Source organism: Novosphingobium sp. AAP93, assembly GCF_001296055.1.
Classification (GTDB): Bacteria; Pseudomonadota; Alphaproteobacteria; order Sphingomonadales; family Sphingomonadaceae; genus Novosphingobium.
In genome coordinates this window covers 1-12529 of the sequence record NZ_LJHZ01000110.1, presented here as the reverse complement: position 1 = coordinate 12529, position 12529 = coordinate 1, and the positions used below count along the sequence as shown (strand labels likewise).

At 65.5% G+C, this 12529-nt stretch carries 11 protein-coding genes; 3 read left to right on the top strand and 8 right to left on the bottom strand.

The window, feature by feature from the left end:
- Positions 1–30: 30 nt before the first annotated feature.
- From IP83_RS16765 to IP83_RS16750, 4 genes are all read right to left on the bottom strand, one after another.
- The gene (locus IP83_RS16765; RefSeq protein WP_054123383.1) at positions 31–1254 is read right to left on the bottom strand and encodes a type III PLP-dependent enzyme; all 1224 of its coding nucleotides are present in this window, start codon (positions 1252–1254) and stop codon (positions 31–33) included.
- A gap of 174 nt (positions 1255–1428) precedes the next feature.
- Entirely contained in the window at positions 1429–2655 is a 1227-nt protein-coding gene (locus IP83_RS16760) for a serine hydrolase (RefSeq protein ID WP_054123382.1), read from the bottom strand.
- 42 nt (positions 2656–2697) lie between these two features.
- A complete protein-coding gene (locus IP83_RS16755; RefSeq protein ID WP_054123381.1) occupies positions 2698–3894 on the bottom strand; it encodes a carboxynorspermidine decarboxylase in 1197 nt (398 codons plus the stop codon).
- Between the two features lie 40 nt (positions 3895–3934).
- Positions 3935–5140 (bottom strand): saccharopine dehydrogenase family protein, encoded by a 1206-nt coding sequence (locus tag IP83_RS16750; protein ID WP_054123380.1) that lies wholly within the window; start codon positions 5138–5140, stop codon positions 3935–3937.
- Between the two features lie 70 nt (positions 5141–5210).
- On the opposite strand from IP83_RS16750, the gene IP83_RS16745 reads away from it, so the two are divergent.
- The 3 genes from IP83_RS16745 (at position 5211) to IP83_RS16735 (ending at position 7175) form a co-directional block, all read left to right on the top strand.
- On the top strand, positions 5211–6209 hold the full coding sequence (locus IP83_RS16745) for a threonine/serine dehydratase (RefSeq protein WP_054123434.1): 999 nt from the start codon (positions 5211–5213) through the stop codon (positions 6207–6209).
- A 71-nt stretch (positions 6210–6280) separates the two neighbouring features.
- Entirely contained in the window at positions 6281–6709 is a 429-nt protein-coding gene (locus IP83_RS16740) for an MAPEG family protein (RefSeq protein ID WP_054123379.1), read from the top strand.
- 25 nt (positions 6710–6734) lie between these two features.
- Entirely contained in the window at positions 6735–7175 is a 441-nt protein-coding gene (locus tag IP83_RS16735) for an MAPEG family protein (RefSeq protein WP_054123378.1), read from the top strand.
- On the opposite strand, the gene IP83_RS16730 is transcribed toward IP83_RS16735, so the two are convergent.
- The 4 genes from IP83_RS16730 to IP83_RS16715 form a co-directional block, all read right to left on the bottom strand.
- Positions 7165–8370, bottom strand: a complete 1206-nt coding sequence (locus IP83_RS16730) for a class I SAM-dependent RNA methyltransferase (RefSeq protein ID WP_054123377.1) — start codon at positions 8368–8370, stop codon at positions 7165–7167. The genes IP83_RS16735 and IP83_RS16730 overlap by 11 nt on opposite strands.
- Entirely contained in the window at positions 8367–9764 is a 1398-nt protein-coding gene (locus tag IP83_RS16725) for a bifunctional ADP-dependent NAD(P)H-hydrate dehydratase/NAD(P)H-hydrate epimerase (RefSeq protein WP_054123376.1), read from the bottom strand. The genes IP83_RS16730 and IP83_RS16725 overlap by 4 nt, the downstream gene beginning before the upstream one ends.
- Positions 9754–11622 (bottom strand): dihydroxy-acid dehydratase, encoded by a 1869-nt coding sequence (gene ilvD, locus IP83_RS16720; protein WP_054123375.1) that lies wholly within the window; start codon positions 11620–11622, stop codon positions 9754–9756. The genes IP83_RS16725 and ilvD overlap by 11 nt, the downstream gene beginning before the upstream one ends.
- 103 nt (positions 11623–11725) lie before the next feature.
- The gene (locus IP83_RS16715) at positions 11726–12457 is read right to left on the bottom strand and encodes an N-formylglutamate amidohydrolase (RefSeq protein WP_054123374.1); all 732 of its coding nucleotides are present in this window, start codon (positions 12455–12457) and stop codon (positions 11726–11728) included.
- Between the last annotated feature and the right edge of the window lie 72 nt (positions 12458–12529).

Genomic DNA, 12529 nt, shown 5'->3' with positions numbered 1-12529 from the left:
GACCCGGACTTCATCCGGCTTATCAAAGCTTCAGCGCAGCGACACCACGTTGTCCGACACGCGCGGATCGCGGCGGTCACCGCGGTACTGGCTGGCCATCGGCTCATCCGACACTTCGTAGACATCAGTCGCGCCGAAGCCGTTGAACGCGGTCTTCATTGCCGCGCCATAGGCGCCGAGCATGCCGATCTCGATGAAATCGCCCGCCTTGATGTCCGCCGGAAGCGCGAAAGGCCCTTCCATGCGGTCCATGTCGTCGCAGGTGGGACCCCAGAAGCTGAAGTCCTCGGTTTCGGTCTCGCCGTCCTCGTTCGCCGCGCTTTCGCGCAGCAGGCGGACAGGGAAGCGCCAGCCGACATGCGCCGCATCGAACAGTGCGCCATAGGCGCCGTCGTTGATGAACAGCTCGGTGCCGCGGCGGCGTTCGACGCGCACGATCATCGAATTGTACTCGGCGCAGAGCGCGCGGCCCGGCTCGCACCACAGTTCGGCCGAATACGAGACCGGCAGCGATTCATAGGTGCGGTCGATCACGCCGAAGTAGTCCTCCAGCGGCGGAGGCTCCATGCCCGGATAGATCGACGGGAAGCCGCCGCCGACATCGATGATGTCAACCGTGACCGAGGCATCGACAATCGCCGCGCGGACGCGCTCGAGCGCCTGGACATAGGCGTGCGGGCTCATCGACTGGCTGCCGACATGGAAGCAGACACCGAGCGAATCGGCGACCTGGCGGGTGGCCTGCAAAAGCTCTGCCGCGCCCGTGAGATCGCAGCCGAACTTCGAGGCGAGGCTGAGCTCCGAATATTCCGACGAGACGCGCAGGCGCACGCACAACGTCAGGTCTTCGGGCAGCACGCCATTATTGGCAGCCGTCGTGGCCTCGCGGATCTTTTCCAGTTCCTCGACCGAATCGAGGCTGAACACGCGCACGTCGTGGTCGCGGTAGGCCTCGGTGATCGCGCTCGGCGTCTTGACCGGATGCATGAAGCACAGCGTCGCCGCCGGCACCGCCGCGCGCGCCATGCGCACTTCGGCGATCGAGGCCACGTCGTAATGCGTGATCCCGGCATCCCACAGCACGCGGAGCAGCTCCGGCGAGGGATTGGCCTTTACCGCATAGAGCGAGCGCCCCGGAAACTTCTCGACGAAGAAACGGGCAGCGCGCGCAGCAGCGTGCGGTCGGTTCAGAATGGCGGGTTGGTCAGGCGCGAAGGCGCCCGCTACAGCCAATGCGTCAGGATGGATGTGCAACTCAAGGGACCCCCAAACGGAAAATTGAGACAAAGCTGCCTTGCGGTTTGGAAGTCCCCATGGGGCAGCGAGGGGGTAAATAGCCCCCCCGCCCTGAACATCAAGTGAAAAAATGGGCACCTCATGTTGATGTCACAAACATGAAACATTTTTACGCCGAGGCGCCCAAAATCCTTACGCCATCAAGGCTTGCGCCAAAGCGCCCCAGGCGGGGACCGAGTGCGGATCGTTGGCGAGACTCGTCGCGATCGGGTGCGAGGCGAATCGCGCCACGACCATTTCGGCGACAGGATCGATCCACAAGGTCTGTCCGTGGATTCCGCGCGCGGTGAAGCATCCGTGGTTGTCGTGCGCGTGCCACCACTGGCTGCCATAGCTCCAGCCCGGCAGATCGGGATAGGTCGCCTTCGGGAAGTGCGCGGGATTGCCGCCGGTGCGGATGCGCGCGACGTCCGCTTCGGGTATCACGCCGAGACCGCCCAGGCGCATCGACTCGCCGAAGCGCAGCAGGTCCTCGAGCCGCAGATTGAGCCCGCCACCGGCAAATGGCGTGCCGATCTCGTCGACTATCAGGTAAGCATCGCCCAGCATGCCGAGTGGCTGCCAGAGGCGTTCGCTGAGGATCCGGGGAAGCGGCTTGCCCTCGATGCGGGTGATGATCCAGGCCAGAACATCGGTGTTGGGCGTGCGGTAGGTGAACTTCTCGCCGTGGACTCCGGCTCCGGGTACGGTTGTCAGATAGTTCCAGAGATTGCGCGCACCGCCATAGCCTGCGGGGCGCGGCGTGAGGCCGAGCGCGGCGCTGTAGGCTCCGATGCCCGAATTGGGGTCGGTATAGTCCTCGGAATAGTCCAGCGCGGTCGTCATATGGAGGACCTGCGCGATGGTGGCGCTGCCGAAACCGCTGGAGGCGAGTTCGGGAATGACTTCATCGACGCGGGCGGCCAGATCGACTCGCCCCTCCCCCACGAGCATTTCAAGCGGGGTGCCGACGAAGCTCTTGGTCACCGAAAAGGCGATATGGCGGGTGAGCGGGCCGGTGACGCCGAACCAGCGCTCGAAGACCACGGTGCCCTTGTGCAGCACGAGGATACCGTCGGTAAAGTTGCGGATGAGCGCTTCCTCGATGCTCATCGCCTCGTCTGCGCCGATCGGCGTGAAGCGCACCTCCGCAAGCTCAGGCCGCAGCGCGCGGGGATAGGGGGTGCCGGTGCCGCCTGCCGCAACATTGGCGCTGGCGACGAAGCTGCGCATGTTGGAATAGGACCAGCGGATCATCGGGAAGCGCATGTGATCGGCGCGGGCGGCCAGGATGCGCTTCTCCGGCGGCGGCGGCGCGCCGACCATCCAGCCCATCGTCACCGGGTCGCTTGTAACGCCGTCCAGCACTTCGCCTGCCATCTGCACTCTCCACATCCTGTTATCAGTTGCGGAGACGATGCCTCAGGAAACACGATCCCGGAAGGCCTCCCACGAAAATCGCTTCACGCATTCGAGCGTGTCGGTCTCGCTGTCCCACAGCCAGATCGAAGGCAGCGGCACGCCGTTGAAGGTCGTGGTCTTCACCATCGAGTAGTGCGCCTGATCGAGGAAGGCGAAGCGGGTACCGGACTCGGCAAGGCCGGGCTTGCGGTAATCGCCGATGACGTCACCGGCGAGGCACGAGGGGCCGCCCAGCCGGACCGGGGCATCGCCCTCACCGTCTTCGTACTCGTCGATAGGCAGTTCGCCGAGCATCGCGGGGCGATAGGGCGCCTCGATCACATCGGGCATATGGCAGGTGGCCGAGATGTCGGTGATGCCAAGCTGCATGCCGTTCCAGTGCGTGTCGAGCACGGTGCCGACAAGGATGCCGGCGTCGAGCGCCACGGCCTCGCCGGGTTCGAGATAGATCTCGCAGCCCGTCTCTTCGCGCACAGCCTTCAGAAACGCGATGAGGTCTTCACGCTGGTAGTCGGCGCGGGTGATGTGATGGCCACCGCCGAAATTGAGCCACTTGAGCTGGCCAAAGAACGGCGTGATGCGCGGCTTCAGTGCTTCCCACGTGCGCTGGAGCGGCTCGAAATCCTGCTCGCACAGCGTGTGGAAGTGGAGGCCGGAAACGCCTTCGAGATGCTCCGGCTTCAGCTGGTCGACCGGGAAGCCGAGGCGCGAATGCGGCGCGCACGGATCATAGCGCGGTACTTCACCTTCGGCGTGCAAGGGATTGATGCGAAGGCCGATATCGAAGGGTTCACCGGCAGCACGCGCTGCCGCGATCTGTTCGGCAAAGCGCGCATGCTGCCCCGGCGAATTGAAGATCACATGATCGGAGTGCTGGAGGATCTCGGGCAAGTCCTCCGCCTTGTAGGCCGCGCAGTAGGTCGCGATCTCACCGGCGTAGTGATCCGCCGCGAGCCGCGCCTCCCACAGGCCCGAGGTGCAGACGCCGTCGAGGTATTCCCCGATCAGCGGGGCAACACGCCACATCGAGAAGGCCTTGAGCGCGGCGAGGACCTTGATCCCGGCGCGGTCCCGCACATCGGCGAGAATGGCGAGATTCTGCCTGAGGCGTGCGGCATCGACGACAAAGGCGGGGCTGTCGACGCGGTTCAGGTCGAAATGGGCGAAGGCGCCCGGATCGCCGGCTCTGGTTTCCATTGTTTCCCTCTCGCCTCCCTGACCGGGGACGTCTCGACCGTCAGAACGCCAGCGGCCCCTCAAGCTCCTTCACCTGCCAGGGCAGGCCGTGCTTGTTCAGCATGTCCATATAGGGATCGGGATCGAACTGTTCGATGTTGAACACGCCCGCACCGCCCCACGTGCCCGTCACCAGCATCGCTGCGCCGATCATGGCAGGCACACCGGTGGTGTAGCTGATCGCCTGGTTGCCGGTTTCAGCATAGGCCTCTTCGTGGTCGCAGATGTTGTAGATGTAGAAAGTCTTCTCCACCCCGTCCTTCAGGCCCGTGGCGATATCGCCGATGTTGGTCTTGCCCTTGGTCAGCGCGCCGAGGCTGGCGGGTTCGGGCAGCACGGCCTTGAGGAACTGGAGCGGAACGATTTCCTTGCCCTCGTAGATGACCGGGTCGATGCGCGTCATGCCCACGTTCTGCAGCACGGTGAGGTGCGTGATATAGGCATCGCCGAACGTCATCCAGAAGCGGATGCGCTCGATCTCGGGCAGGTGATGCGCGAGGCTTTCGAGCTCCTCGTGGTACATCAGGTACATGTTCTTGGGGCCGACGCCTTCGAAATCGAAGGTCTGCTTGATCGTCAGCGCGGGCGTTTCGACCCATTCGCCCTTTTCCCAGCGGCGCGCGGGCGCGGTCACTTCGCGGATGTTGATTTCCGGGTTGAAGTTGGTGGCGAAAGGCTGGCCATGGTCGCCCCCGTTGCAATCGAGGATGTCGAGCGTGCGGATCGTATCCAGCTTGTGCTTCTTGAGCCAGGTCGCGAAGACCGAGGTCACGCCCGGATCGAAGCCCGAACCGAGCAGCGCGGTGAGGCCGGCCGCCTTGAAGCGCTCCTGATAGGCCCACTGCCACTTGTATTCGAACTTGGCCTCGTCGATCGGCTCGTAGTTCGCGGTGTCCATGTAATTGACCCCGGCGGCGAGGCAGGCCTCCATGATGTTGAGGTCCTGATAGGGCAGCGCGAGATTGCAGACGAGCGCAGGCTTGAGCTCGTTCAGCAGTGCAGTCGTCGCGGCGACGTCGTCGGCATCGAGTGCGTAGGTCGCGACATCGCGGCCGGTGCGCTCCTTGACCGAGGCGGCAATCGCCTCGCACTTCGACAACGTGCGGCTGGCGAGCACGACTTCGCTGAAGATATCGGGGTTCATCGCCATCTTGTGAACGGCAACCGAGCCGACGCCGCCTGCGCCGATGACAAGGACCTTGGCCATAGGAAAACTCCAAACCGGACCGGCACAGCGTGTGCTGGCGCTTCGAAAGCGGTGCCTTTAGGGTATGCGCATGACAAACCCAAGTCCCCAATTGAGCCCTGCCCCTTCAGTCCGCGAGCCGACGCGCGAGGGCGTGCTGCGTGCCGCTGCCAAAGTGAGCGCACTGGTGCCGCATACGCCGCTGCTGGCGCTGGAGCTGCCGGATGGCGGAACGGTGTGGTGTAAGGCCGAGAACCTGCAACCGATGGGCGCGTTCAAGATCCGCGGGGCCTGGCACCGGCTGACCGATCTGACCGAGGAAGAACGCGCGAGCGGCGTTGTAGCCGTTTCGAGCGGCAACCATGCGCAGGGTGTCGCCTGGGCGGCGCGGCGGCTGGGGATCGCGGCGACCATCGTGATGCCCTCCGATGCGCCGCAAGTGAAGCTTTCGGAGACCAAGCGGCTCGGCGCCGAAGTCGTGCTCTATGAACGGCTGACGCAATCACGCGATGCGATTGCCGCAGAAATCTGCGCTGCGCAGGGCAGCGTGCTGGTCCATGCCTATGGCGATCCGTGGGTGATCGAGGGCCAGGGCAGCACCGGCATCGAACTGGCGAGCCAGATGGAGTGCTTTGCGGGCGGCGGACCGACACGCATCGTGACGCCTTGCGGCGGCGGCGGGCTTGCATCCGGCCTTGCCATCGCCTGTCCAGACGCCGAGGTCGTGCCGGTGGAGCCCGAAGGCTGGGACGATATCGCGCGCAGTCTGGCGGGCGGCGAGATCGTCGGCGTCGGCGCCAATCCGCCGCCGACAGCCTGCGATGCGCTGCAGACCATGGCGACCTTCCCGATCAACTTCGCCGTCATGACGTCACACCATATGGAGGGCGTAGCGGTGAGCGAGGCAGAGGTACGCGCGGCGCAGGTCTATGCCTTCCGCAAGCTGAGGCTGGTGGTCGAGCCGGGCGGCGCGGCGGCATTGGCGGCGGTGCTGGCGGGCAAGGTTCCGGCGGACCGGCGGACGGCGGTGATCCTCTCCGGCGGCAACGTCGATCCGGCCGCGTTTGCCAAAGTGATCGCGGACACCTGATCGGTTGCATTTGACAATCGATCTCCGAGCCGTCACTCCTGTCACAAACGTGGCAGCGGGGTGTTCTGACCATGCAGAAGGAAGTGCTGGCGCCGGCCGCCGTGCTGGTGCTGTGGACATTCGTGATGCTGACCTGGCTTGCCACCAGCCGCCTTCCCGCGCTCAAGCGGATGGGCGGGCTCGCCGATGCAAAGCCGGGTGGACGCGGACAGGATCTCGAAGGCGTGATTCCACCGCAGATCAACTGGAAGTCGCACAATTATACCCACCTGCTTGAGCAGCCGACGCTGTTCTATGCGGTGAGCATCATCATTGCCCTGACCGGCGCGACGAAGATCGATGTGGTGCTGGCATGGGGCTACGCGGGTCTCAGAATCATCCACTCGCTGTGGCAGGCGCTCGTCAACACGATCCCGGTGCGCCTCACGCTCTTCGTGGTGTCGACCGGTCTGCTGCTGGCGCTGGCGATCCGCGCCGCGGAGAACACGCTTTTACCTTGAACAACCAAAAATGGAGGGGACCGCAATGACGGGCATGGAAATTCTGAAACCGGTAGTGGCGCTGACGGCCTGGACGATGGTGATGTGGATATGGATGTACGCCACGCGTATCCCGGCGATAAACGCGTTGCCCAAGTCCGATGATCCGAAGGCAGATGTAGGCTGGACGGGTGCCAAGCTAGAAGCGCTGATTCCTCCGCATATCCAGTGGAAAGCGCACAATTACAATCATCTGCATGAAGCACCTACGGTGTTCTATGCAGTGGCGATCGTTCTGGCGATCATCGGCCAGGGCGATGGGGTCAACATGATGATCGCATGGGCCTATGTGGGCCTGCGCGTGATCCACTCGATCTTCCAGTCGACCGTGAACAAGGTCGCGCCGCGCTTCATCCTGTTTGCGCTGTCGAGCGTGGCGCTGATGGCGCTCGTACTCCACGCCGCGATGGCGGTGTTCACGGCCTGACGAACAGGCTCGCCAGCTCGACGTGGGTGGACCAACGGAACTGGCCCACCGGCACGAGCCCGGCGAGCTTGTAGCCGCTTTCGATCAGGGTGACGGCATCCTTGGCCCAACTGGCCGGGTTACAGCTGATGTAGACCACGCGCGGGACGACCGACTGCGCGAGTTGCAAAACCTGTTCGCGCGCCCCCGCGCGGGGCGGATCAAGCAGGACCGCGGCGAAGCGGTCGAGTTCGGCCTTCTGCAGCGGATTGCGGAACAAGTCGCGATGCAGCGAATGGACCGGCTTGCCGTGCATGCGGGCAGCCGCCTGGCAGGCGAGATGCGCGTCGCGGGCAGCTTCCACGGCAAGTACCTTGGTGCCGGGCCCTGCGAGGGCAAAGGCGAATGTGCCGAGGCCCGAAAACAGGTCTGCCACCGTATTGGCGCCCGCCAGCCATTCGCGCGCGGCGGCGACCAGGGCATCCTCGCCATCACGCGTCGCCTGCAGGAAAGCGCCCGGCGGCAGGCCGACCGGCACGCCGCCGAGCGTTACCGTAACGGGGTCGGGTTCCCACACTGTCTCGGGTCCGTCGCCTTGATCGAGGGTCAGCCGCGCAATCCGGTTGTCGCGCGCGAAGTCGAGCAGAGCTTCGGTCTGGGCAAGACCTTCCATCGTCAGCCCGGCGAGATCGACGGTTGGGCCCTGATCGGCCAGCGTCAGTGCGATATCGGCGGCGAGGCTGCGGCCGCCACGCGCCTCCAGCAGGAGGCGGCTCGGCGGGACCAGCGCGGCGAGTTCGGGTGCGAGGACCGGGCATTCCCTGAGGTCGACGATCTTGTGCGAGCCTGCCTCACGGAAGCCGAGAACGACGCGCTTACCGATGGCCTGCGCATGGAGCGTGGCGCGGCGGCGGGTATGTGCTTGAGAGAGATGCGGCGGCGACACATGGCCCGGATCCAGCCCCTGCCCCCGCGCCGCGCCTTCGACACGGCCCGCGACATAGGCAGCCAATGCGCTCTCGGAGAGGTGCTGAAGCTGGCACCCGCCACAGGCCGGAAAGTGGCGGCATGACGGCGCGGCATGGTCCGGCCCCGGCGTCAGCATGCCATCGGCTTCCAGCACATCGCCCGGCGCGGCGAGCGCAACGTAACGCCCGTCGGCGGTCTGCCCTTCGCCCTTGGCGGCGACGCGGATGATTAGGCCGGGATTGCTCATGGAAGTGCGGCGCTTAGGGCAGAACCCGTCGCGCCCGCAAGGTCTCCGGCAGTAAAGGCGGGTCCGCAGCGCCGCGCGGCCTCGCCATGGAGCCACAGTCCTTCCTGCGCGGCACGGTGGACCTCGCCGTGCACAGCAAGCCGGCTGGCGATGATTCCGGCGAGCACATCGCCGCTGCCGGCAACCGAAAGCCATGCCGATGCGCGCGGGCTGACCGTTACGTCACCGCTTGGCGTGGCGATCAGGCTGCCCGGGCCTTTGAGGAGGACAACCGCCTGCCCCGTCTTGGCCAGTGCCAGCGCGCGGGCACGGCGGGTCCCGGTGGCAGGGAGTCCGAATGCGGCTTCCAGCGCGGCCATCTCGCCTTCGTGGGGCGTAAGAACGCGCGGAGCCGTGCCGGGGCTGTCAGGCCGCAAGAGCGTGAGTGCGTCGCCGTCGATCACGACGGGACGATTGGCCGCAAGCGCTGCATCGAGCCGGGCAGCGGCTTCCGCGTTGCGTCCCAGTCCCGGGCCGACAAGAATTGCGGCGATGCGCGGGTCGGTGAGTGCTGCAAGGTCCGTGACGTCACAGACCAATGACGGCGGCACACCCTGAGGCTGCGCGGGGGCCAACAGCTTCACGTAGCCTGCTCCGGAGCGCTGCGCAGCCTCGGCGGAAAGCAGCGCGGCACCGGGCATGGCACCTGCAACCACCGCCAGCAGGCCGCGCCGGTACTTATGCGCATCGGGTGCGGGCGACCTAACATGCGGCTTCTGGATAACGCGCGCGGCACCGGGAACCGACTGCACGCCGATATCGACGAGGCGAAGCGCGCCCATCAGCGGAGCGGCTGGCATGGCGTAGTGCGCATGCTTCCAGGCACCAAGTGCGACCGTCAGATCGAAAATGGGCAAGCCGGGGTTCAGCACGGCGCCGCTGTCCGCCTCGATACCGCTGGGGAGATCGGCCGCGATACGCAGCGCATGCCGTTCTGCAAGGCCGCTGAGGAGATCGAACAAGTCGTTCGGCAGCGGCCGCGACAGGCCGCTGCCGAACAGGCAATCAAGGAGCACGCCGCCGCCGGGGAGACTGCCTGCACCTTGCACCTCGCCCTTGTAGAGCGAGCGCGCCGTAAAGGCTTCCGGCGTAGTCGTTTGACGCGCTGCGATGATGGTGACCGGCACGCCGTGCTCGGCGAGATACCGCGCGGCAACGTAACCATCGCCGCCATTGTTGCCGGGGCCGCAGAGCACCGTGACGGGGCGCCCTGCCCCGAGCCTGCGCACCCATTCGCCGAGCGCGCGGCCGGCTACTTCCATCAAATCCTGCGCAGGTGTGCCGCCCGCAATGAGCGCCGCTTCGGCAGCGCGCATCGCGGCGACGTCGAGGACCTGGGCCAGGTCAGCCGGCATCCTGCTTGCCGCTCGTGCGGACAATGCCGGAGAGATCGCGCACACCGCCGCGCGCGGCGCTGGTCGTCATCAGGGCATAGGCTTGCAGCGCGAGGCTGACCTTGCGCGGGCGGGGCTTGACCGGTTGCCAGCCGCGCGCTTCAGCGGCCTTGCGGCGTTCGGTGAGCGTGGCATCGTCTACCGCGAGGTGGATCGAGCGGGCGGGAATGTCGATCTCGATGCGGTCACCGGTCTCGACGAGGCCGATCGTGCCACCTTCCGCCGCTTCGGGCGAGCAGTGGCCGATCGAAAGACCCGAAGTGCCGCCCGAGAAGCGACCGTCGGTGACGAGCGCGCAAGCCGCGCCGAGGCCCTTCGACTTGAGGTAGCTCGTGGGGTAGAGCATTTCCTGCATGCCCGGGCCGCCGCGCGGGCCTTCGTAGCGGATAAGGACAACGTCACCCGCCTCGACCTGCCCGGTGAGGATGGCGGTGACGGCAGCGTCCTGACTTTCGTAGACCTTGGCCGGGCCGCTGAACTTGAGGATCTTGTCGTCGACCCCGGCCGTCTTCACGATGCAGCCATCCTTGGCAAGATTGCCGAACAGGACCGCAAGGCCGCCATCCTGGCTGAAGGCGTGCTCGGCACTGCGTATCACGCCGGTCTCGCGGTCGAGATCGAGTTCCTTCCAGCGGCGCGACTGGCTGAAGGCGACTTGAGTCGGCACGCCGCCCGGGGCCGCCTTGTAGAATTCGTGCACCGCCGGATCGTTGCTGCGGGAAATGTCCCACTTGTTGATCGCATCGCCCATGGTCGGGCTGTGCACTGTGGGGAGGTCCGTGTGGAGCAGGCCCGCTTTCTCCAGCTCGCCAAGGATCGCCATGATGCCGCCCGCGCGGTGGACATCTTCCATGTGCACGTCGGACTTGGCCGGTGCGACCTTGGAGAGGCAGGGCACGCGGCGCGAAAGGCGGTCGATATCGGCCATGGTGAAATCGACGCCCGCTTCATGCGCGGCAGCAAGCAGGTGCAGCACGGTGTTGGTCGAGCCGCCCATCGCGATATCAAGGCTCATCGCGTTCTCGAAAGCCCGGAAGCTGGCGACTTCGCGGGGAAGGACGCTCGAATCGTCCTCCTCGTAGTAGCGGCGGCAGAGACTGACGGCGAGCCGTCCGGCCTCGCGGAACAAGCGCTCGCGATCGGCGTGGGTTGCGAGCACCGAACCGTTGCCGGGCAGCGAGAGGCCAAGCGCTTCGGTGAGGCAGTTCATCGAATTGGCAGTGAACATGCCCGAACACGAACCGCAGGTCGGGCACGCGGACCGCTCGATCGCCGTGACTTCCTCGTCGGTGTACTTGTCATCTGCCGCAGCCACCATGGCATCGACGAGATCGAGCGCGACTTCCTTGCCATTGAGGACAACCTTGCCCGCTTCCATCGGTCCGCCCGAGACGAACACGGCGGGGATGTTGATGCGCATCGCGGCCATCAGCATGCCGGGTGTAATCTTGTCGCAGTTCGAGATGCAGACCATCGCATCGGCGCAGTGCGCGTTGACCATGTACTCGACACTGTCTGCAATGAGGTCGCGGCTGGGAAGCGAATAGAGCATCCCGTCGTGGCCCATCGCGATGCCATCATCGACCGCTATGGTGTTGAATTCCTTTGCGACGCCGCCTGCCGCCTCGATCTCGCGCGCGACGAGCTGGCCGAGGTCCTTCAAGTGGACGTGGCCCGGCACGAACTGGGTGAAGCTGTTGACGACCGCGATGATCGGCTTGCCAAAATCGCTGTCCTTCATGCCCGTGGCGCGCCACAATCCGCGCGCGCCCGCCATGTTGCGGCCGTGGGTGGTGGTTCTGGAACGATAGACCGGCATTGGCATTCTCTCTCGAAGTTGGGTGACCGCCCGCGCGGCGGCAATGCTGCGCACCTAGCGCAAGTGCGCTTTCCGGTCGAAAGTAATCTCCGCAACCATCCGGCTAAGCGCCGGGAGCGATGGCCACCTGATTGGCGATGCGCGCGAGCCGTTCGGCCCAGAGCGCATGGCCCGCGGGATCGGCGATCTGGTCCTGCCGCACTTCAACGCCGAAATAGGGCCGCCCTTCGTCCTCGGCATGGCGGTTCATCGTGGCGTTGAGGAGGCGGCCGGAATAAGGCTCCTGATCGCCGACGATCAGCCCTTCCGCTTCGAGCAGAGGGATCGCGAGCCGCGAGGCGCGGTCGTCTTCGTTGTAGAGCACGCCGACCTGCCAGGGGCGCTGCTGCGACGGATCACTTGCGAGTTGCGGGGTGAAGCTGTGGAGCGAGAGGATCAGCGCAGGCGGCGCTTCATCGAGCAACTGCGCCAGTGCTTCGTGATAAGGCCGGTAGAACCGCGCGAGGCGGGCTTCGTGGCCGGCGTGATCAAGAGCATTGCCGGGAATGGCATGGCCGTCGCTGGCGATGGGGCAGACGGTCGGCCCATGCTCGTCGCGGTTGAAATCGCAGACAAGGCGGCTCACCCCCCCGAGAAACGCGGCGATGCCGGGGCGCTGGGCCATCCGGGCAGCAACGCCCGCTACGCCGATATCGACCGCGATGTGCTGTTCGAGCAGCGCCGGGTCGATGCCGAGATCGATGTCATCCGGCACGCGGTTGGAGGCATGATCGGAGACGACGAGAATGCCGCCGAAACGCGGCGTGCCGATGATCTGGTAGGCTTCTGAACTCATCCCTCTCTCTAACCGTTCGTGTCGAGCGAAGTCGAGACACCATACGTTGCGGTCGGTGTCTCGACTTCGCTC

Coding starts and splice junctions, on each gene's coding strand:
- IP83_RS16725 (WP_054123376.1), bottom strand. CDS start 9,764: ATGCCGGCTGACCTGGCCCAGGTCCTCGACGTCGCCGCGATGCGCGCT.
- ilvD (WP_054123375.1), bottom strand. CDS start 11,622: ATGCCGGTCTATCGTTCCAGAACCACCACCCACGGCCGCAACATGGCG.
- IP83_RS16740 (WP_054123379.1), top strand. CDS start 6,281: ATGCAGAAGGAAGTGCTGGCGCCGGCCGCCGTGCTGGTGCTGTGGACA.
- IP83_RS16750 (WP_054123380.1), bottom strand. CDS start 5,140: ATGGCCAAGGTCCTTGTCATCGGCGCAGGCGGCGTCGGCTCGGTTGCC.
- IP83_RS16730 (WP_054123377.1), bottom strand. CDS start 8,370: ATGAGCAATCCCGGCCTAATCATCCGCGTCGCCGCCAAGGGCGAAGGG.
- IP83_RS16715 (WP_054123374.1), bottom strand. CDS start 12,457: ATGAGTTCAGAAGCCTACCAGATCATCGGCACGCCGCGTTTCGGCGGC.
- IP83_RS16735 (WP_054123378.1), top strand. CDS start 6,735: ATGACGGGCATGGAAATTCTGAAACCGGTAGTGGCGCTGACGGCCTGG.
- IP83_RS16760 (WP_054123382.1), bottom strand. CDS start 2,655: ATGGCAGGCGAAGTGCTGGACGGCGTTACAAGCGACCCGGTGACGATG.
- IP83_RS16745 (WP_054123434.1), top strand. CDS start 5,211: ATGACAAACCCAAGTCCCCAATTGAGCCCTGCCCCTTCAGTCCGCGAG.
- IP83_RS16755 (WP_054123381.1), bottom strand. CDS start 3,894: ATGGAAACCAGAGCCGGCGATCCGGGCGCCTTCGCCCATTTCGACCTG.